This is a genomic window from Brevibacterium sp. AGC70 (assembly GCF_057334195.1).
In genome coordinates this window covers 491,847-510,756 of sequence record NZ_JBHFIH010000018.1, presented here as the reverse complement: position 1 = coordinate 510,756, position 18,910 = coordinate 491,847, and the positions used below count along the sequence as shown (strand labels likewise).

15 protein-coding genes are annotated in these 18,910 nt (G+C 62.1%); 9 read left to right on the top strand and 6 right to left on the bottom strand.

Translation table 11 applies throughout. The features are described 5' to 3' along the window. From ACE03M_RS17665 to ACE03M_RS17655, 3 genes are all read right to left on the bottom strand, one after another. A partial coding sequence (locus ACE03M_RS17665) for an aspartate ammonia-lyase (protein ID WP_485935345.1) occupies nucleotides 1-1,469 on the bottom strand: 1,469 nt, incomplete at its 3' end. Between the two features lie 5 nt (nucleotides 1,470-1,474). Next, nucleotides 1,475-2,767, bottom strand: coding sequence for a flavin-containing monooxygenase (locus ACE03M_RS17660; protein WP_485935344.1), 1,293 nt, complete (start codon nucleotides 2,765-2,767; stop codon nucleotides 1,475-1,477). Nucleotides 2,768-3,008: 241 nt separating this feature from the next. Beyond that, a complete protein-coding gene (locus ACE03M_RS17655; protein WP_485935343.1) occupies nucleotides 3,009-3,941 on the bottom strand; it encodes a LysR substrate-binding domain-containing protein in 933 nt (310 codons plus the stop codon). Nucleotides 3,942-4,115: 174 nt separating this feature from the next. On the opposite strand from ACE03M_RS17655, the gene ACE03M_RS17650 reads away from it, so the two are divergent. The 5 genes from ACE03M_RS17650 to ACE03M_RS17630 all read left to right on the top strand — a co-directional run bounded on the left by ACE03M_RS17650 (nucleotide 4,116) and on the right by ACE03M_RS17630 (nucleotide 9,450). Next, on the top strand, nucleotides 4,116-4,580 hold the full coding sequence (locus ACE03M_RS17650; RefSeq protein ID WP_485935342.1) for a RidA family protein: 465 nt from the start codon (nucleotides 4,116-4,118) through the stop codon (nucleotides 4,578-4,580). Continuing rightward, nucleotides 4,577-5,260, top strand: a complete 684-nt coding sequence (locus ACE03M_RS17645; RefSeq protein ID WP_485935341.1) for a DUF1028 domain-containing protein — start codon at nucleotides 4,577-4,579, stop codon at nucleotides 5,258-5,260. Before ACE03M_RS17650 ends, ACE03M_RS17645 begins: the two co-directional genes overlap by 4 nt. After that, entirely contained in the window at nucleotides 5,257-6,450 is a 1,194-nt protein-coding gene (locus ACE03M_RS17640; RefSeq protein ID WP_485935340.1) for a M20 family metallopeptidase, read from the top strand. Before ACE03M_RS17645 ends, ACE03M_RS17640 begins: the two co-directional genes overlap by 4 nt. 102 nt (nucleotides 6,451-6,552) lie before the next feature. After that, complete coding sequence (locus tag ACE03M_RS17635) at nucleotides 6,553-7,902, top strand: MFS transporter (protein WP_485935339.1); 1,350 nt, start codon at nucleotides 6,553-6,555, stop codon at nucleotides 7,900-7,902. Between the two features lie 36 nt (nucleotides 7,903-7,938). Beyond that, nucleotides 7,939-9,450 carry an aldehyde dehydrogenase family protein gene (locus ACE03M_RS17630; protein ID WP_485935338.1) on the top strand — a complete coding sequence of 504 codons (1,512 nt, stop codon included), beginning with the start codon at nucleotides 7,939-7,941 and terminating at the stop codon, nucleotides 9,448-9,450. A gap of 69 nt (nucleotides 9,451-9,519) precedes the next feature. On the opposite strand, the gene ACE03M_RS17625 is transcribed toward ACE03M_RS17630, so the two are convergent. Beyond that, entirely contained in the window at nucleotides 9,520-10,137 is a 618-nt protein-coding gene (locus ACE03M_RS17625) for a TetR/AcrR family transcriptional regulator (protein WP_485935337.1), read from the bottom strand. Nucleotides 10,138-10,283: 146 nt separating this feature from the next. On the opposite strand from ACE03M_RS17625, the gene ACE03M_RS17620 reads away from it, so the two are divergent. The 3 genes from ACE03M_RS17620 to ACE03M_RS17610 all read left to right on the top strand — a co-directional run bounded on the left by ACE03M_RS17620 (nucleotide 10,284) and on the right by ACE03M_RS17610 (nucleotide 14,610). Next, on the top strand, nucleotides 10,284-11,837 hold the full coding sequence (locus ACE03M_RS17620; protein ID WP_485935336.1) for an APC family permease: 1,554 nt from the start codon (nucleotides 10,284-10,286) through the stop codon (nucleotides 11,835-11,837). 5 nt (nucleotides 11,838-11,842) lie between these two features. Beyond that, nucleotides 11,843-13,807, top strand: a complete 1,965-nt coding sequence (locus ACE03M_RS17615; protein WP_485935335.1) for a primary-amine oxidase — start codon at nucleotides 11,843-11,845, stop codon at nucleotides 13,805-13,807. Between the two features lie 125 nt (nucleotides 13,808-13,932). Then, on the top strand, nucleotides 13,933-14,610 hold the full coding sequence (locus tag ACE03M_RS17610) for a hypothetical protein (protein ID WP_485935334.1): 678 nt from the start codon (nucleotides 13,933-13,935) through the stop codon (nucleotides 14,608-14,610). A gap of 459 nt (nucleotides 14,611-15,069) precedes the next feature. On the opposite strand, the gene ACE03M_RS17605 is transcribed toward ACE03M_RS17610, so the two are convergent. Both ACE03M_RS17605 and ACE03M_RS17600 read right to left on the bottom strand, forming a co-directional pair. Next, on the bottom strand, nucleotides 15,070-16,743 hold the full coding sequence (locus tag ACE03M_RS17605) for an amidohydrolase (protein ID WP_485935333.1): 1,674 nt from the start codon (nucleotides 16,741-16,743) through the stop codon (nucleotides 15,070-15,072). A 42-nt stretch (nucleotides 16,744-16,785) separates the two neighbouring features. Continuing rightward, on the bottom strand, nucleotides 16,786-18,276 hold the full coding sequence (locus ACE03M_RS17600) for a peptide MFS transporter (RefSeq protein WP_485935332.1): 1,491 nt from the start codon (nucleotides 18,274-18,276) through the stop codon (nucleotides 16,786-16,788). Between the two features lie 195 nt (nucleotides 18,277-18,471). Between ACE03M_RS17600 and ACE03M_RS17595 the strand changes: the two genes are divergently transcribed. Continuing rightward, nucleotides 18,472-18,861 carry a DUF2891 family protein gene (locus ACE03M_RS17595; protein WP_485935331.1) on the top strand — a complete coding sequence of 130 codons (390 nt, stop codon included), beginning with the start codon at nucleotides 18,472-18,474 and terminating at the stop codon, nucleotides 18,859-18,861. Nucleotides 18,862-18,910: the final 49 nt, after the last annotated feature.

Here is an 18,910-nt window from a genome sequence, read left to right as displayed (position 1 = left end):
GTCATCTCATCCCGGGGAACCGCCTCGGTGCTGTCGGCCGAGTTCTCCACACCGTGATCGGCAGGCAAGCCGGTCAGACGCTCGGGCTTGAGGATCTCCTCGAGTTGGGTTCGGTCGAGGAGCCCCTGCTTCACGACGAGGTCGGAGATCGGTTCATTCGTCGCCAGCGCCTGCTTCGCCAGTTGCGCGGCAGGGGCGTAACCGATGACCGGGGCGAGAGCGGTGATGACGGTGACGGAACGGGCCACAGTGTCCTCAAGGGCCGCCTCGTTGGCGGTGATGCCGTTGACACAGTTGACACGGAAAGTCTGGCAGGCACGTTCAAGCCAGGTGATCGACTGGAACAGGGAATGAGCGATGACCGGCTCGAACGCGTTGAGCTGGAGCTGGCCGGCCTCGACGGCCATGGACACAGTGACGTCGGCACCGGCGACCGAGTAGGCGACCTGGGAGACCGCCTCGGGAATGACGGGGTTGACCTTGCCGGGCATGATCGAAGAGCCCGCTTGACGGGCCGGAAGGTTGATCTCACCGAAACCGGCCTGTGGTCCCGAGGACAGCAGACGCAGGTCGTTGGCGATCTTCGACATCTTCAGAGCACTGCGCTTGAGCGCCCCGGAGAAGGTGATGAAGACCCCGGTATCCGAGGTGGATTCGACGAGGTCGCCGGCGGTGACGAGTTCGAGTCCGGTGATGGTGCGCAGGTGCTTGATCACCGCTTCCTTGTACCCGACGGGTGCGTTGATCGCCGTTCCGATCGCAGTGGCGCCCATGTTGACCTCCCCGAGGAGTGCGACAGCGTCTTCGAGCCGCTGCACGTCCTCGCGCAGGGTGGTGGCGAAGGCGTTGAATTCCTGGCCCAGGGTCATCGGCACCGCGTCTTGGAGCTGGGTGCGACCGACCTTGATGATGTGGGAGAACTCGCGGCCCTTCGCGGCAAAGGCATCGGCCAAAAGAGTGAGTTCGACGAGGAGGTTCTGCAGTGAGAAGGCCAGTGCGATCTTGATCGCCGTTGGGTAGGTGTCGTTCGTCGACTGGCTGTGGTTCGTGTGGTCGTTGGGGTTGATGAACGAGTAGTCGCCCTTGGCGTGACCACCGATCTCGAGCGCACGGTTCGTGATCACCTCATTGGCGTTCATGTTCGTCGAGGTGCCTGCCCCTCCCTGGATCACGCCGACGGTGAACTCGTCGTGGAGCCGCCCACCCTTGATCTCCTCGCAGGCGGCGTCGATGAGGTTGGCTCGCTGCTCATCAAGGGCACCGATTTCGAGGTTCGCCCGTGCCGCGGCCTGCTTGACGCAGGCGAAGGCGCGGATGAAGTCAGGGTAGACGGAGACCGGGCGGCGGGTGATCGGGAAGTTCTCCATCGCCCTAGCAGTGTGGACGCCCCAATAGGCGGTGTCGGGGATCTCGAGGCTGCCGATCGAATCGGTCTCGGTACGGGTAGGTGCAGAAGCGCTGTCGGTCATATTCATTACGATACTGCGCGGTCGAGGAGGGCGTTATGATCCGGCTCATAGTCGCGGTACTTCCGCTGGATCTCGATCTGATCGGCGAGGTATTTCGCGTCGTGCCACACCCCCCAGATAAAGCTCGAACCGCGACGCGACAGCCACGGCAGACCGAGGAAGTACATGCCGGGAACAGGTGTGACGCCGCGCTGCTGGACCGGGTGGCCTCGCTCGTCGAGGACACCGTCGACCTGCAGCCAGGAGTAGTCGACACCGAATCCGGTCGCCCAGATCACGGTGGTCACGCCCGCGTCAGCAAGGTCGAGTTCGAGGATCGGGTTCGTCACAGTGTCGGGATCAGGGCCGAGCACATGTGCTTCAGGCTCGGGTGGCAGGTCGAGGCCGTTGCGTTCGATGTAGTCGTCGGCCTCACGCAGCAATGAGAGATAGTTGTAATCGCCGCGGGCGATGTTCCTGCCCAGGTCGGAGCCGATCTGCAGTGTGCCGTGGAGATAAGCGTTCGCTCGGCCGAGCAGGGTGATGCCCGAGTCCGCGAGGTCACGGAAGTCGACCGTGTGGCCACCTTCTGCACCGGAGACGGCGATGGTGACGTGGTCAGCCCCGACAGGTGGTGCTGCCAGATCCCATTTGCCCAGGGCCCCGAGCCACCAGCAGAAGTCGCGGTGGCGATAGGCCCGCGGTGGGCGATCGTGTGGGCCCACGGCCAGATAGACCTTCTTGCCGGACTTCTGAATCTCCGCGGCGATCTGGACCCCCGATGATCCAGCGCCGACGACGAGCACGGCCCCCTCGTCCAGCTGTGCGGGGTTCTTGTACGAGTTCGAATGGATCTGGGTGATCCCGGAACTCTCAGGGATGATCGCCGGGATGGTCGGAGTCTGGAAAGGGCCTGTCGCGGCGACGACGAAGTCGGCCTCGATGGTGCCCTGATCGGTATCGACGAGGTAGCCGCGGGCCTTCTCGCGTTCGGTCACTGTGGTCACGGTGATTCCGGTGCGCACAGGGAGGTTCTTGCGTTCCACCAGTGTGCGGAAGTATTCGGCGACCTGGTCTTTGGTCGCGAATCCATCGGGATCCACGTCGGCAAACTCCTGGGTGGGGAACCGGTCGTGCCAGGCAGGGCCATTGGCGACGAGGGAGTCCCAGCGCCTCGACTGCCAGGCCTCGGCAATCCGGTTCTTCTCCAGGACGATGTGGGCAACTCCCTTGGACTGCAGGTGCTCGCTCATCGCGATTCCGGCTTGGCCCGCGCCGATGATGACAACTTCGGTGGTCTCGGTCTCTTTGCCCGGCATGGGACACTCCTGTTCTCGAAAACCGCACCTGACCTGCAGATACGGCACTTGCGTCTTTGCTCGTGAGCCGACGTTTCTCGTCGCTCTCTCGGGATCCAGCAAACCGCAGGTAAGAGTGTCAATGCCAATAGTTGTTGACGGTCAATTGCATCTACTGAATAGATGTAGCCGCCTTGAGTCAATCATTTCCGGGTATCTCAAAGCTCAGCAGAAAGCACGGAACTCAGCCGAATCGACTAGATCAGACGTAACCCTCGCCTGAGGCCGCCTCGGCGAAGATCTCGCGCATCATCGCCGTCACGGCCCTCGCCTTCGCTGTTCCTGCCGCCTGCGACAATGCCGAGACGACGAGGTGAAGGCTCGGCGCAGGGTCAGCGATTTCGAGGATCGCAGTCTTCGCACCGGTGTAGGTCTGTTCGATGTCGGGGCGCTGGTTGAGGATCGAGAACCCCAGCCCCATCGCGACCATCGAGCGCACGGTCTCGTAGTTCGAGGACTTGTATTTGACCTTGGGAGTGATGCCGGCCGAACGCAGCATGGTGAGGAAGTACTCGCGGCTGTCGGGCAGGTCGAGGAGGACGAGGGGGTCCTCGGCGAGCGTGGACAGCTTGACTCTCTTCTTCCCGGCCAGCCGGTGGCTCGTGTCGACGATGACGTGCGGTCGCACCTCGCCGACCCGCTGGGCCTGGATGCCTTCGGCATCGGTGAGGTCGTAGTTGATCGCGATCTCCGCCCGCCCACTGCGCAGCGCGGCCATGCACTCCTCATGGTCACCCTCGACAACCTCGATCGACAGCTCGGGGTGGCGTTCGTTGAGCCGCCCGATGAGCTGGGGAAGGATGAACGGGGCCAGGGTCTTGAAGCAAGCGAGGACGATCGTGCCGCGGACCTCGTTCTGCCCGGCTTGGATCGATTCGACCGCATCGGTGATGAGCCCGAAGATCTGGCGGGTCTCGTGCAGCAGCCCTTCACCGGCGGGAGTGAGGACGAGGCCCTTGGAGTGCTGGCGCACGAAGAGCGGGGCACCGAGTGCCTTCTCCAGTTGATTGATCGCCGTGGACACCGCCGATTGGGCGATGTGGAGCTCCTGGCTGGCCGTGGTCATATTCAGTGTCTTCGCGCATTCTGCGAAGTACGAGAGCTGGGTGAGCGTGATCGAGAACCTGTGGACCATGGCGACCTCTTCGTCAGTGAAGTTATTCTTCAGATTTGGAATCTGTTTTTCAGATGGAGTCTCTAGATAATAGCTATTTCACAGATACTCCGATGTTTCCGAGAATGGAACCACACACCGAACGGCCCCACAACCCGTTCGACATGTTCCGATCAGCTCGAAGAGGAGACCGCAGTGGCCGAACCCACGCACACACGTCTGAGAATGTTCAACACCAAAGAGACCTACCCCGAACAGAATCTCGACAACGATCTGTGCCAGGCCGTCGTCGCCGGTGGTGTCGTCTATCTCCGCGGGCAGATCGGCCAGGACCTGGAGACTCGCGAGTCCGTGGGCATCGGTGACGTCACCGCGCAGGCAGAGAAGGCAATGTCCAACATCGCCATGCTCCTCGAAGAAGCGGGCAGTCGGCTCGAGGACATCGTCAAGGTCACCATCTACATCATCGATCCCCGCTACCGCGAGGATGTCTACCGCACCGTGGGCAAATGGCTCAAGGGCGTCTACCCCGTCTCGACCGGCATCGTCGTCCAGGCTCTCGCCCGCCCCGAGTGGCTCGTCGAAATCGACGCCACCGCCGTCATCAGCGAACCCAGCGCATCCACGGCCGCATCCACCCACGCCGAGGTGGCCAAGTGACCTTCTCCCTCCTCCTCCACGATCCAGATACCGGTGAGTTCGGTGCCGCAATCGCCTCGTCCTCCCCTGCCGTATCCGCCCGGTGCCTCAACCTGGCCGACGGAATCGGCGGAGTGAACTCGCAGAACGTCACGGACCCTCGCCTCGGCGGGCGGATCCTCGACGAGATGGCAGCCGGGAAGCTGGCGCAGCTTGCCCTCGATTCCATCGTCGACCAAGTCGAGTCCGAGATCATCGCCTACCGCCAGATCCTCGTCATCGACGGCGGCGGCAACACCGCCGCCCATTCCGGCGCCGAGGCGCTCGGGATCTTCGGTGCCCGCACAGAACAGAATGCCGTGACCGGTGGAAACATGCTCAAGTCGCTCGACGTCCTCGATGCCTTCATCGAGACCGCCCTGGAATCGAAGGGGCGGATCGAACGTCGCCTCTTCGCAGCCTTCCAGGCCGCCTTCGACGCCGGTGGAGAGGCCGGTCCCGTGCATTCGGCCGGGCTCGCCGTCGTCAGCGACGCCGGGTGGAGGGTGACTGATCTGCGCGTGGACTGGGCCGAGGATGACCCAATCGGAGAGCTCGGTGAACTTCTCGACATCTGGATGCCCCAACGCGAGGACTACATCACCCGCGGTCTCAATCCCGTGGCCTCACCGTCCTACGGTGTCCCCGGAGACGAGCGATGAGCCAGCCCACCGACGTCGAACAGTCCACGACGCAGGGCGCCGCTTCAGTGACGACTGCAGATCAGTCCGTGAAGGATCAGATCGCGGCCCGCCTCGCCGAGGTGGGCCCGGTACTCATTGGTCTGTCAGATTCGCTCCACGACGACCCCGAACTCGGGTGGCAGGAATTTCGGTCCTCCGCCTCGGTGGCCGGCGTCTTGGCCGCTCACGGATTCACCGTCGAACATCCCTACCTCGGACTCGAGACCGCCTTTCGTGCAACATTCGGCACCAGCGACTTCACCATCGGATTCCTCGCCGAATACGACGCTCTGCCAGGACTCGGTCATGCCTGCGGGCACAATCTCATCTCCGCTATGAGCGTGGGAGGGGCCATGGGCCTTGCCGCAGTCGCCGATGAACTCGGCATCACGGTCGAGGTCATCGGCACACCGGCCGAAGAAGGCGGCGGCGGGAAGATCGAACTCCTCGAACGCGGCGCGTTCACTGAGCTCGACTTCGCCCTCATGGCTCACCCCGCACCCGTCGATGTCGCCGAAGCCGAGCCCTTCGCCGTGACGCACTGGCATGTCGAATACACCGGCCGGGCAGCTCACGCTGCCGCCTACCCGGAGCGCGGCATCAACGCCAATGACGCATTCCTCGTCGCCCAGGTGGCCCTCGGCCTGCTGCGTCAACAGCTGCCGAAGACGGTCAGGGTTCACGGTGTGATGACCAACGGCGGTGAAGCACCGAACGCGATCCCGGCGAAGACGGAAGGCCGATGGTACGTCCGGGCCGAATCGACCGACGAACTGCTCGAAGTCGAGAAGCAGGTCATCAACTGCTTCGAAGCAGGAGCGCTGGCCACCGGAGCGAGCCTGTCGATCACTCCGGAAAGCAAACGGTATGCCGAGATGCGCACCGATGAGGAAGCGCTGGAGTCCTACCGGAGCAATGCCATCGCCCTTGGACGCAGCTTCGACGTCGACCCGGTCGCGGCCACGATGAACCGCGCCTCGACGGATATGGGCAATGTGTCCCAGATCGTCAACGCCATTCACCCCTACATCGGGGTCGGCGGTGACGCGAGCAACCACCAGGCCGCCTTCGCCGAATCCTGTGTCGGGGAAGAGGCCGAACGCACGCTCCTCGACGGCGCAACGGCTCTGGCGTGGACTGCAGCGGACGTCAGCGCCCGGCGTTCCTGAACCACCTGCACCATCGGTCTCAGCCTGAGGCCACACGCAAAGCATGCAACACCACACCACAAGGTCCCCGGCGGACCTGAGGTTCCAAAGGAGGAACTCGATATGAGCGGTGCACACCCTACCGATGCGAATGATCTGGCCTATAAGAAGGGCCTGCAGAAGAGCGTCGCCGCCGGATCCATCGGCGTGCTCGTCCACTGGTTCGACTGGGCCGTCTACGCCTATATGGCGACGACGATCGCAGCGATCTTCTTCCCTGAAGGCGACGAAACCGCAGGACTGCTCGCGACCTTTGCCGTCTTTGCGGTCTCTTTCCTCGTCCGCCCGCTGGGTGCGATCATCTTCGGTCGTCTCGGCGACAAGCTCGGACGCAAGGTCACCCTCTCAGTCGTCATCCTTGCCATGGCGGCTTCGACTCTCGTCCTCGGCATCCTGCCGACCTACGAGACGATCGGGATGCTCGCCCCGGTCCTCCTCATCATCACACGCATCGTGCAGGGTCTGGCCGCCGGCGGCGAATTCGGCAGTGCGGCGGCGTTCCTCGGCGAGTTCTCGCCCAGGAAGCGCCGAGGCTTCGGCTGCAGCTGGCTGGAATTCGGTTCCCTGCTCGGGTTCCTCCTCGCTTCTCTCGTCGTCTTTCTGCTCACCCAAGTGCTCAGCCCCGAACAGGTGCTGGCGGGCGGCTGGAGGATTCCCTTCCTCATCACCGTTCCTCTGGGTCTCGTCGGCCTCTACATTCGCCGCAAAATCGAGGACACTCCAGAGTTCGAGGCGCTGCAGAAGATGGAGACCGTCTCCGAGTCACCGCTGCGCGAGGTCTTCGAGCGCAACCCCAAACAGTTCATCCAGACGTGTGGCATGGAGATCTTCATGAACGTCACGTTCTATGTCGTCCTCGTCTACCTGCTCACCTACCAGGAGACCGAGCTGGGCTTCGATCCCGGCCGAGCGGCCCTGCTCTCGACCCTGGCCTCGGCACTCGGACTCATCATCGTTCCGCTGTCGGGCATCGCCTCCGACAAGTTCGGTCGCAAGCCCGTGCTCATGACCGCCGCAGTCTCCCTGACAGTTCTCGCGATCCCGCTGTTCATGCTCATGCAGGTCCAGTCCGACCTGGCCGCGTTCGTCTCGACCTTCGGGCTGGCGTTCATCCTCGCCATCATCCTCGGCACTCACGCCGTGACCGTCGTCGAGCTCTTCCCGACGCGGACCAGGCAGACCGGGCTCTCGATCGCCTATGCACTCACGGCCGCTCTGTTCGCCGGCACCGCGCCCTACGCCCTGACCTGGCTCATCGAGAACACCGGCAGCATGCTCAGCCCCGGCTTCTTCTTGGCCGTCGTCGGCGTCGTCGGCATCATCACCGTGGTCTCGATTCCAGAGACCAAAGGCATCGACCTCCTCAAGGACGATGATCTCGATACCCCGGCAACCGCCTCGGCGAGCGCTTAGCTATCCATCCCACCACACACGACTGGAGACTCGCCCATGACCGACACCATCTCAACACCCACCGGCATCGCCACAACCTGGCATGACAAGGCAGCGAAGCTGACCATCGACGGACGTCCCGTGATCAACGGCGAGCGCGTCGAGGCACACTCGGGCCAGACCCAGGCGAAGACGAACCCTGCCAACGGTGAGACGATCTCGCAGCTCCACCTCGGCGGGCAGGCCGATGTCGATGCCGCGGTGAGTGCGGCACGTGCGGCCTACGAATCCGGGGAGTGGTCACGAGCCTCGGCCACCCATCGCCGTGAAGTGCTGCTGCGCCTGGCTGAGCTCATCGAGGCGCGGGCCGACGAATTCGCTCTGCTCGACACCCTCGACATGGGCAAGCCGATCGGGGAATCTTCGACGATCGATGCTCCCGGTTCCGCCGCGCTCTACCGTTTCTACGGGGAGGCGATCGAGAAGACCGCGGACGAAATCCCGGTCACGCCGGTAGGGTCGACCGCCCTGGTGACCCGTGAACCGCTCGGGGTCATCGGCATCATCGTGCCGTGGAACTACCCGCTGGAAATCGCGACGTGGAAGATCGCTCCAGCCCTGGCGGCAGGCAATGCGCTCGTCGTCAAACCCCCGGTCGAAGCCTCGCACTCGATCCTGCTGTTGGCCGAACTCGCTGCCGAGGCGGGAGTTCCGGCAGGCATCCTCAACGTCGTCCCCGGTCGCGGATCGGTCGTGGGCAGGGCGCTGGGCATGCACATGGACGTCGACATGCTCGGCTTCACCGGTTCCACCGAGGTGGCCATGCAGCTCCAGCAGTATGCCGGGACATCGAACATGAAACGTCTGGCCTTGGAAGCCGGCGGGAAGAGTTCGAACATCGTCTTCGCTGACTGCGACGACCTCGAAGCTGCGGCTGTGAAATCAGCGTTCGGTGCCTTCTACAACCAAGGCGAGGTGTGCTCGGCGAACTCACGTATCTTCGTCGAACGCCCCGTGTACGAGGAGTTCCTCGAACTGTTCAAGGCAGCGGCTGATGGCTTCCAGCCCGGCGATCCGCTGGACCCTGAGACGGCGATCGGTTCACTGGTCTCTGAGAAGCATGCTGACCAGGTGTGGGAGTGTGTCGAGGAGGCCCGCGCAGACGGCACCATCATCAAGGGCGGCAATCGCCCGGAGATCAACGGGTCCAAGGCATTCATCGACCCCACGATCGTCACCGACCTGCCCGCCGACCACCGCCTCCACCAGCATGAGATCTTCGGTCCCGTCGCTCTCGTCACTCCCTTCGACACCGAGGACGAAGCGATCGAGAAGGCAAACGGTACGCCCTATGGGCTCGCGGCCTCACTGTGGACCGGCAGCATGGCCCGGGCCCACCGGGTCTCGTCCCGCCTCGTCGCGGGCACGGTCTCTGTCAACACCGTCGATGCCCTCGGTTTCACGACACCCTTCGGCGGGTTCAAGCAGTCCGGATTTGGTCGGGATCTGTCGGTACATGCACTGGAGAACTACTCGGACTTCAAGACCACCTGGCTGCAGTGGGGGTGATCGCCTGAGGTGCCCCTTCAGCGCGGTGAACCTGCAATAGCTACCCGTATACGGCGCGCTTTTGCAGGTTCACCGCGCTGTTTTTGTCTCTGATAACGCACACCCCGCCATGACCTCGGCATTAGCGGCGATCATCCGATAGATATCGTCGGCGTCGAGCGGTGTTCCGCCCATGAAGTGCAAGCCGTAAGCATCCTCCATCGCCACCAGGTTGCTCGCCGCCGTCTCGACTGGCAATGCCATCGTGAACTCACCGGCCTCGACGCCTTCGCTCAGCACATCGGAGTAGAGCGAGACCTCAAGCCGATACAGCTCAGCCATGAGCTCAGCATGATATGCGTCCCGATAGGCGTGGGTGTGCAGTTCGTTGAGAACCTGAAAATCGACATCGTCTCGAGACCGAGGGATCCCGCTGCGGATCATACGACTGAGCTTGAGTCCGGGGCTCTCCGCTTCGGTTCCCTGATTCCGCCGATTCCAATAGAAGCGCGAAACAGCGTCTTCGTGGACATCGCGCACCAGATCGCCGAGGTCCGGGTAGTAGTACGCAACCGACCCGGCACCTAGCTCCGAATAGGCGGCAACATCGATCGCGCGCAGGCCGTTGAGGCCCCGTGCAACGATGGCTCGTTTCGCCGAGTGGACCAGCTGTTCACGCCGCGCCTTCTGATTCTTCGGTCTCGCCATACGCTCATTATCTCCTGAAGTGATCTAGATAAACACTGATCGCTATGCCGAAATCGCCACTTTCCTCTGTTCATCACCAGTCATCCATGCCATTCTTTTGGGTGTAGCCCAAAGAATCAAATGGACGCCCACTCACAAGGAGGTGGATGGTGTCTTCACACGAACAGACCACCGCATACGCGGACGAACAGAAGCAGCATCTGAAGAAGACTCTCGGTCGCTTCGACATCGTGCTCATCGTCATGTCGGCCGTGCTCAGCATCGAAGTCCTCGCCGAAACGGCAGGCTTCGGCGCCGAGACATTCACCTGGACTCTCGTCCTCGCCGTCTTCTTCCTCGTGCCCTACGCCCTCGTCTTCGCCGAGACCGGCAGCACCTTCGTCGGCGAGGGCGGAGCCTATCTGTGGGTCCGTCAAGCCTTCGGCCGACCTGCTGGCGCAATCGCCTCGATCCTCAGCTGGGTCACACAGCCAGTGTGGGTCGGCGGCTCCATGGCATTCCTGGCCACCGGCACCTGGAACCAATTCATCAGCCCGCTTGAGGCAGGATCGGTCGGCGATTGGGTCTTCAAGATCGTCTTCATCTGGATCACTGTGCTCGCCGCGATCGTGTCACTGTCGAAGGCAAAGTGGCTGCCGACACTCGGCGGTGCGCTCAAGGTCATCTTCATCGCGTTCTTCCTCTTCACCACGATCATCTACGCAGCACAGCACGGTGTGCAGCCACTGCACCTCTCCGACTTCAGCCCCAGCCTCGGCGGATTCCTCGGCCTCGTTCCGCTGCTGCTCTTCTCTTACCTCGGCTTCGAGGCATCAAACAGCGCATCGGATGAGATGAAGGACCCGAAAAAGGACATCCCGGCCGCAATCGCACGCTCGGGCTTCATCTCGGCTCTCTGCTACCTCCTGCCCGTCTTGGCCATGCTGCTCGTACTTCCCACCGAGACCATCACGGGAATCGGAGGCATGCTCGATGCAGTCAAGACCGTCTTTACGATCTACGGTCCCGCCGCCGAAGTCATGGTCGTCGTCGCAGCTCTGCTGTTCGTCATCATTCTCGCTTCACAGGGCGCTGCCTGGATGATCATGAGTGACCGCATGCAGGCGCTCACCGCCGCAGACGGCGCTTTCTTCGGCGGGTTCTTCGGCAAGATCTCCCGAGGACTGGGCACTCCTGTCAACGTCAATCTGCTTTCGGGGGTCGTTGCCACCCTCTTCCTCATCGCGGCCATGCAACTCAGTGGTGACGCAGGAGCGCTGTTCGGCGTCGTGCTCTCGATTTCCATCTCGACCTTCCTGCTCAGTTACCTCCTCATCATCCCGGCAGCGATCAGACTGCGGTGGAAGCACCCGGACATCGAGCGCCCGTTCCGCGTGCCCGCGAGCAACATCGGCTTCACCATCCTCGGCGGCATCGCCTTCCTCTGGATCCTGCTCGGCTCGTGGGTCGCCATCTTCCCCGGCACTCTCGATCGGCTCTTCGGCCTCGACTACAACTTCCTCGACGAATGGGGTGTCGACCAGGGACCGTTCACCGCGCTCACCCTCGGCACTCTCATCGTTCTTGCCGCTCTCGCGATCGTCGGCTATATCCGCGGTGCCAAGATCCGCGCATACCGGCCCGCTCTTGACCCCGAGACGCTGCAAGCCAGCCTCGACAACAACTTCGACAAGCCACTCACTACCCCGGAAGGTGTCTGAACGAAATGACCACGACCACCTCAATGACGTCTCCCACGTCGACCGCTTCACACCCCCTCGACCGCCTGACCGGCGAGGAGATCGAACTCAGCCGAGCCATCATCGTCGACGCGGGCCACGTCAGCGAGCAGACGCTGTTCGCTCTGGTAAGCCTCGTCGAACCCCATAAACGTGACGTGATCACCGGCGCGACGAACCTGGATCGTCGTGTGCGCTCCCTGCTCGTCGAACGCGGCAGCGGCGAACAGACCGAGATTCTCGTGTCTCTGACCGAGCGCAAGGTTCTGTTCGCTCGCGTACTCGACGTCGCGAACGAAGGACAGGCCCCGATTACGATGACCGAGTACGAATCGGCCGAACAGATGATCCGCAACGACACCACCTTCCGTGCGGCGATCGAGGCTCGCGGCATCACCGACATCGAGACAGTGCGCATCTGTGCACTCTCGGCCGGCCGCTTCGACATTCCCGGCGAGGAGGGTCGTCGCCTCGTCCGCGGTTCCTCCTTCATCCAGTCAGACCCACAGGACAACGCCTGGGCGCACCCGCTCGAGGGACTCGTCGCCTACCTCGATCTCAACACCGGTGAGGTCATCGACGTCATTGACACCGACATTGTCCCGGTGCCCAAGGAACGCTTCGACTACCATCTCGACTCGTGGCTGCCCAAGCCGCGCACGACGCAGAAGCCGATCGAGATCTCTCAGCCCAAGGGCGTGAGCTTCTCCCTCGACGGAGACGTGCTCAGCTGGGAGAAGTGGCAGGTCCGCCTGGGCTTCGACCCGGTCGAGGGGCTCGTCCTCCACCAGATCGGCTTCGATGACAACGGCCGGCAGCGCCCCATCGTCTACCGCGCCTCCGTGGCAGAGATGGTTGTGCCCTACGGTGACCCGAGCCCCGTGCGCTTCTGGCAGAACTACTTTGACGCCGGTGAGTACTCGATGGGCAAGAGCGCGAACTCGCTCGAACTCGGCTGCGACTGCCTCGGCGAGATCCAGTACTCCGACGCTGTGCTCGCCAACGAACAGGGTCACGCACACACCATCAAGAACGCGATCTGCATCCATGAAGAGGACGCCGGCATCCTGTTCAAACACACCGATGAGTTCACCGGAGCTGCCGATGTGCGCCGCAACCGCCGCATCGTCATCTCCTTCTTCATCACCGTCGGCAACTACGACTACGGCTTCTACTGGTACCTCTATCTTGACGGCACAATCGAACTCGAGTGCAAGGCCACAGGTATCGTCTACACCGCGGCCTACGGCGATGAGTCCCAGCGTCAGCGCTGGTCATCACCGCTCGGCGACGAAGGCCTCGGCATGCCCTTCCACCAGCACATGTTCTGTGCCCGCCTGGACATGCAGGTCGACGGCATCGAGAACGCGGTCGACGAACAGGAAGTCGTGCGCGTTCCCTTCGGTGACGACAACCCTTACGGCAATGCGTTCACCCGCAAGCAGACCCGCCTGACCGAGGAAGGCGGCAGGCTCGCCAGTGGTGAGGCCGGCCGAGTCTGGCACGTCATCAACCCGGAAAAGCAGAATCGTCATGGATTCCCCGTCGGCTACCAGTTGCACATGCCCGATGAGCCGACAATGATGGCGGCCGAAGGATCGTCGATTTCGAAGCGAGCCGGATTCGGGTCGAAGCATGTGTGGCTGACTCAGTTCGACGAGAACGAGCGGTTCCCGTCGGGCACATACCCGAATCAGAACCCGGGACAGGGCACCATCACCCAGTGGGTAGAGCAGCAGCGTCCGGTCGACGGTGATGACATCGTCCTCTGGCCTTCGTTCGCCATGACTCACTTCCCGCGGCCCGAGGACTGGCCGATCATGCCGGTTGACCGACTCGGATTCTCGATGAAGCCCTATGGCTTCTTCGACCAGAATCCCGCGCTTGATGTCCCGCGCCCCAAGTCGGGCCACTGCACCTCGGAAGGCGGCAGTTCCTGCGAGTGCGGCTGACATTCGCGGAGAGGGCGGTGTTCGAGCCTGAGTGCCCACCACCCCCCTTTCCGGTACTCTCACAAATACCTGGTCGTCTGTAGGCAAACACGAATGACCGATGCCCAAAGGAGGGCGAACATCACATGAGCCCCATCGCATCCATTCTCATGGTCGCTGCGGCAGTTCCCTGTGTCATCGGGGCCATCAATTCACGGAGTCGCATGGCGATCACCGCATCATCGGTGATGTTGCTGGCCATGGTCGACCTGGCATATGTGAGTCTTCTTTCGCCGGTCCTCTGGTCGGGAACGCTGCTCCTCGTTGGATTGTGCGTAGCGATGCGGCTCGGGTCGAGGCTGAAGGAGAAGCCGACAGCGAGAGCAATGAGTGCATGGCCCGAGAAAGTTCTTATCAGCGCCACCACTGCTCACTCCCCCACTGCACCCACCTTGAGCGATACCGCTGAGTCATCATCGCTGGAGCGACCAACCGAGTGGCACAAGGCCCGCCCGTTCCCTCACCTAGGAAGATCGTCCGCGATCCTGTCCGCGGCCGCTTATCCGATCATGGCCTGGCAGGTCCTCAACCATGGGGCCCACCATGCTGCCGGTTCGGGCGCCGGTGCCCACGCCGTTCATCAGCACCACGGGCAGGCCTTCGACGGCTCTCTCGCCAGCGGTGTCATCACGTTGAGCGTCATCGTCGTATCGCTGCTACTTGCGCTCTGCGCGGTACAGGCTCTAACCCGCAAACGGCCCGCGCTGATGTTCGAAAGCCTTGGCATGGCCACGATGCTGTTAATCATGCAGTTCATGAACTGAACCTGACCTGTGGTTGGCACTATGAGTCAGATGTTCGAAAAACTCGTGCCGAAAAGACGACGAATGTGCCTTAGAGCCCGGTGGTGAATTGCGCAGTGCACCTCGGGCACGCGTCCACCCCATATAAGCCTCGATCGTCAGCTGCGTCCAGCACATCACAGAGAATGGCACTCCGGCTCCGCTCGTCGCGGGGCTATGCTTCGCGAGGTGCCCGGCGCATTCGGCACGGCAGAGATTGCACGGGTAGTACAGCCTACGGCAAGCGAAACGAATGGCAATGATGTCGAGCTCGGTCGAGTCATGCGCGCAAGGTGTCTGGCGATCGCCCGTTTTACCCAGTACTTGTGGCGACATCGCCATTGTCTCTGTCGTCCGTCAGGGAAACACTCGGACCACAGCCTACTCTGCGGCGAATATCCCGACCACAGTCGTCAACGGCTCATCCTTCAGGAAAAGGAATCAACTCCGCTGATAGACAACCTCTCCCGCAGACACTGTAGTCTCCACCAGAATGTCACCAAGATCCCCCGGCACCACCTCGAACGGGTCCCGGTCGAGGATTGCGAAGTCCGCTGATTTCCCCACCTCAATACTTCCCGAGGCATCGTCGAACCCATTGGCATAGGCGGCGTCGACTGTATAGGCACGGAGCGCCTGCCCGACGGTGATCTTCTCATCGCCGAGCAGTGGCTCATTCTGCGCGACATCGTCTTGACCATGGGGATCATTATGCGGGGCCGTCCGGTTGACTGCCACGTGCATGCCCCAGATCGGATCGGGGCTCGAGACCGGCCAGTCGCTGCCGAAAGACAGCCGGACTCCGGCGTCCCTCATCGAGGCAAAGATGAAGTGATGAGACTGCTGATCTTCGTGGAGCAGCGGCAACTTGGTGTCGACGAGAACAGAGTCACGCCTGGCCCACAAGGGCTGCACATTGGCGATGATTCCGGCCTCCGCCATCCGAGCCAGCTCGGCGGGATCGGCGATGTCGAGATGGGCGACCTGGTGACGACGCGCCGGCGACGGTCCACCGTTCTGGGTCAGTGCGTCAACAGCCAGTTTGAGAGCATTGTCGCCCACGGCATGGATGTGGACGTCGAAGTCGTTGGCTTCGAGGCCGCTGACGATCTCGTTGAGTTCATCGGCCTCGAACATGAGCAGACCATGTTCGTGATCGTGACCGCGGTAGGAGCGTTTGAGAGCGCCGGTGAGGTTCTCACAGACACCGTCGAGCATGATCTTGACGACTGTGGCCTGCAGACCACCTCGGCGTCGGTTGCCGTCGATGCCTTGGATCGTGGCTCGTCGTTCCTTGACGGTCTCGATCTGCTGGGCGTAGGGGACGGCACGGTCCCACCACAGCGCGGCGGTGACTTTGCTGGCAAATCTACCGTCTTCGGCAGTCGAGATGTATGGGTGGAAGGTATCGATCGGTGAGCCGGTGAGGACCCCGACGCCGGCATCTTGCCAGCCGACAATGCCCAGCGAATGGAAGTAGTCCTGCGAGTTCCTCAGCGCCAGGTCCACATCCGCCGGGGTCCTCGGAGGGAACAGGCCTGTGACGAGTTCCGCTGCGCTTTCAAAGAGCAGCCCCATGGGATTACCCTCGGCGTCCTTGACGATACGTCCGCCATCAGGGTCAGGAGTATCGCGAGTGATCCCCGCGACCTCGAGGGCACGGGTGTTGACCCAAGTGCCGTGAGCATCGTGGCTGGTGATCGAGGCAGGGCGATCGCTGACAACGGAGTCCAGATCGCGGCGGTGAGGGAATCCATCGGTGAAAACGTCCCCGTACCACCCGGACCCGAGGACCCATTCGTCGTCTGGATGTTCATCAGCGTACTCGGCTATTCGATCGAGATAAGGCTGGTAGCCGTGGATGTCGTCGAGGTTGCATTCCACCATCCCCAACCCGCCGAGGACGGGGTGGGCGTGAGCGTCATGGAACCCGGGGATCAGTGTCCGACCGTTCAAATCGATCACTTCGGTGTCGGGACCGGTCGCTGCCGTGCAGTTGGCATCGCCGATGGCGATGATTGTTCCCGCGTCGATGGCGACGGCGTCTGTTGTTGGTGTCATCGGATCCATCGTATGAATGGTTCCGCCGCGGTAGATACGGTCAGCGACAGGCATGAGGAACTCCTTGGTCATGGGAAGGTGCAGAACTGTGGAAGGTCAGGCGACGCCGAGCTTCCGCAGTGGGCCGCGGATTGCGTAGAGGAAGATTGCCGTGAGCAGACTGATCACGGTCATGAGGGCAAAGAATCCGACTTCGCTGGTCTCGGAGTACAGCTGTCCCATGAAGCCGGAGAGACTGGCACCGGCGGCTGTGGTCAAACCCCATAGGGCCATCATCTGGGAGTTGAAGGCAACGGGAGACAGCTGGGAGGCCACTGACATGCCGATCGGTGCGTAGGTCACCTCGGTGATGCCCATGACGATCATGCCGGCGATGACAGCGACGAGAGGAATCAGGCCGGAGAAGATCAATGGGAAGATCGCGAAGAGCCCGAACGTCAGAGTCATCAACACGAAACCGAATGCGAGCTTCGATGTCGTGCTCGGAACGCGACGGTTGGGTCGGTTCGCCAGCTTCTGCCCATACGCGGCAATGATCGGCCCCGCGACGATGCCGGCGATGACTTCAAATGTGCTGATATAAGCGGCGGGCATCGAGTAGCTGCCGATGTTCAGTTCCACCCGTGAATCAGCGTAGACGGCGAATGTGGTGAAGAGTTGGAGGATCATCGTCCAGAAAATCGCACCGGTGATGAAGAGCGGGATGAACGCCTTGACCTTCAGGCGCTCGTCCGCGGTCACGTTCTTCGATCGCAGCATGGCCACGAAGTACACGACGGCGACGATGAGGATCGTCCCGAGCACGTAGTTGTTGAGATTGCCGGTGGACATGAGTCCCGTGCTCACGAGCATGGCGATGACGGCAACCACAGCGATGCCGAACCCTGCAGCTTTCCACTTGCCCTGCGAACTCACCGGGTTCGGGACGATCCGAGCTTCTTCGGGCACTGTGTTACGACCGAGGAAATATGTGATGAGACCGATGGCCATGCCGACTGCCGCGGCACCGAACCCATAGTGGAACCCGAGTTCGACCTGGAGGTACCCGGTAGCAAGTGGGCCAAACAGGGCACCGATGAGGATACCTGTGTAGAAGATCGCATAACCGGAATCCCGCCGAAATGATGGTTGAGCGTACAGCCGACCCACCATGGCATGAGTGTTGGGCGCGAGCGCACCCGTGCCGATCGTGATGAGCGCCAGGCCCGTGAGAAGTCCCGCCATTCCTGGTAGGGCCGCGAGGCTGATGTGCCCCGCCATGATGATAGCGCCGCCGGCCATCACCATTGTTCGAGCCGGAACCAGCCGATCGGCGAACCAGGCTCCCACGGGCTGACCGAGATAGACGGCGCCACCGTAGGCGCCAGCAATGGCCAGAGCTTCGGTTTCGGTCAGCCCCAATCCACCGTCGCCGGCCGAGTAGTAGATGTAATAGGCGAGGATGACTTGGAGTCCGTAGAAGCTGAAGCGCTCCCACATCTCGATGGACGAGAGGGTGAAGAGCCCGATCGGCTGTCTTTGCTGAGTAGGACTCGTATCCGGCGAGCTGGCCGGTCCCGCGGGGTCGGCAATCTGAGAATTGGACATGACTTCCTCGGCATGTTGAGTGCCCTGTCGAGCACAAGATTCTGTGTGGATGGGTGAATTGAAAGGGCCACCGCTATCCGGCTGAGGTGGTGCTTCGAGCCTAATGACGTCGCTTCATCGATTCCAATAGTCGTTCTGGATGTCCACTGTCTGATTTTCAGATGGGCGACGACCCTGGGTTGCAGAATCGTTCCCATGACATCCACTGCTGACTTCGTCCACCTCTTCGCCGAGGTAGCCCTGGCCAACATCACCCGCGAGTATCTATTCGCCGCCCACCACGTCGCACGCAGATTGATCGACATCGTCCCGGCAAGCGAGAAGAACCCGGCCTTCGCAAACTCATTCGACTGGCACTCCAGCGTGCACATGCACTACCTATTGGTCTCGCGTCTGGACACCGAGCCTGATCGCAGTGCAGATTGGCGCGATGAAGCCATCGCCGAGGCGGCCCGCCGCTTTTGTGCCGAGGACCGGGCCTGGAACTTCCGTCAGGAGCGCAGCGGCCATGACTGCCTCTCCCCCGGGCTCTGCGAGGCCGACCTCATGGCAGAAGTCCTCACCGAGAATGTACTCGCTGTCTAGTTGCCGAACTTCTTGTCGGAACTGACACTTGCAAAATCGGCACTGACGC

What these genes read in the sequence shown, in the direction of transcription:
- ACE03M_RS17660 (WP_485935344.1), bottom strand. Translation starts at nt 2,767, where the DNA reads ATGCCGGGCAAAGAGACCGAGACCACCGAAGTTGTCATCATCGGCGCG.
- ACE03M_RS17655 (WP_485935343.1), bottom strand. Translation starts at nt 3,941, where the DNA reads ATGGTCCACAGGTTCTCGATCACGCTCACCCAGCTCTCGTACTTCGCA.
- ACE03M_RS17640 (WP_485935340.1), top strand. Translation starts at nt 5,257, where the DNA reads ATGAGCCAGCCCACCGACGTCGAACAGTCCACGACGCAGGGCGCCGCT.
- ACE03M_RS17635 (WP_485935339.1), top strand. Translation starts at nt 6,553, where the DNA reads ATGAGCGGTGCACACCCTACCGATGCGAATGATCTGGCCTATAAGAAG.
- ACE03M_RS17630 (WP_485935338.1), top strand. Translation starts at nt 7,939, where the DNA reads ATGACCGACACCATCTCAACACCCACCGGCATCGCCACAACCTGGCAT.
- ACE03M_RS17625 (WP_485935337.1), bottom strand. Translation starts at nt 10,137, where the DNA reads ATGGCGAGACCGAAGAATCAGAAGGCGCGGCGTGAACAGCTGGTCCAC.
- ACE03M_RS17620 (WP_485935336.1), top strand. Translation starts at nt 10,284, where the DNA reads ATGGTGTCTTCACACGAACAGACCACCGCATACGCGGACGAACAGAAG.
- ACE03M_RS17615 (WP_485935335.1), top strand. Translation starts at nt 11,843, where the DNA reads ATGACCACGACCACCTCAATGACGTCTCCCACGTCGACCGCTTCACAC.
- ACE03M_RS17610 (WP_485935334.1), top strand. Translation starts at nt 13,933, where the DNA reads ATGAGCCCCATCGCATCCATTCTCATGGTCGCTGCGGCAGTTCCCTGT.
- ACE03M_RS17605 (WP_485935333.1), bottom strand. Translation starts at nt 16,743, where the DNA reads ATGCCTGTCGCTGACCGTATCTACCGCGGCGGAACCATTCATACGATG.
- ACE03M_RS17600 (WP_485935332.1), bottom strand. Translation starts at nt 18,276, where the DNA reads ATGTCCAATTCTCAGATTGCCGACCCCGCGGGACCGGCCAGCTCGCCG.
- ACE03M_RS17595 (WP_485935331.1), top strand. Translation starts at nt 18,472, where the DNA reads ATGACATCCACTGCTGACTTCGTCCACCTCTTCGCCGAGGTAGCCCTG.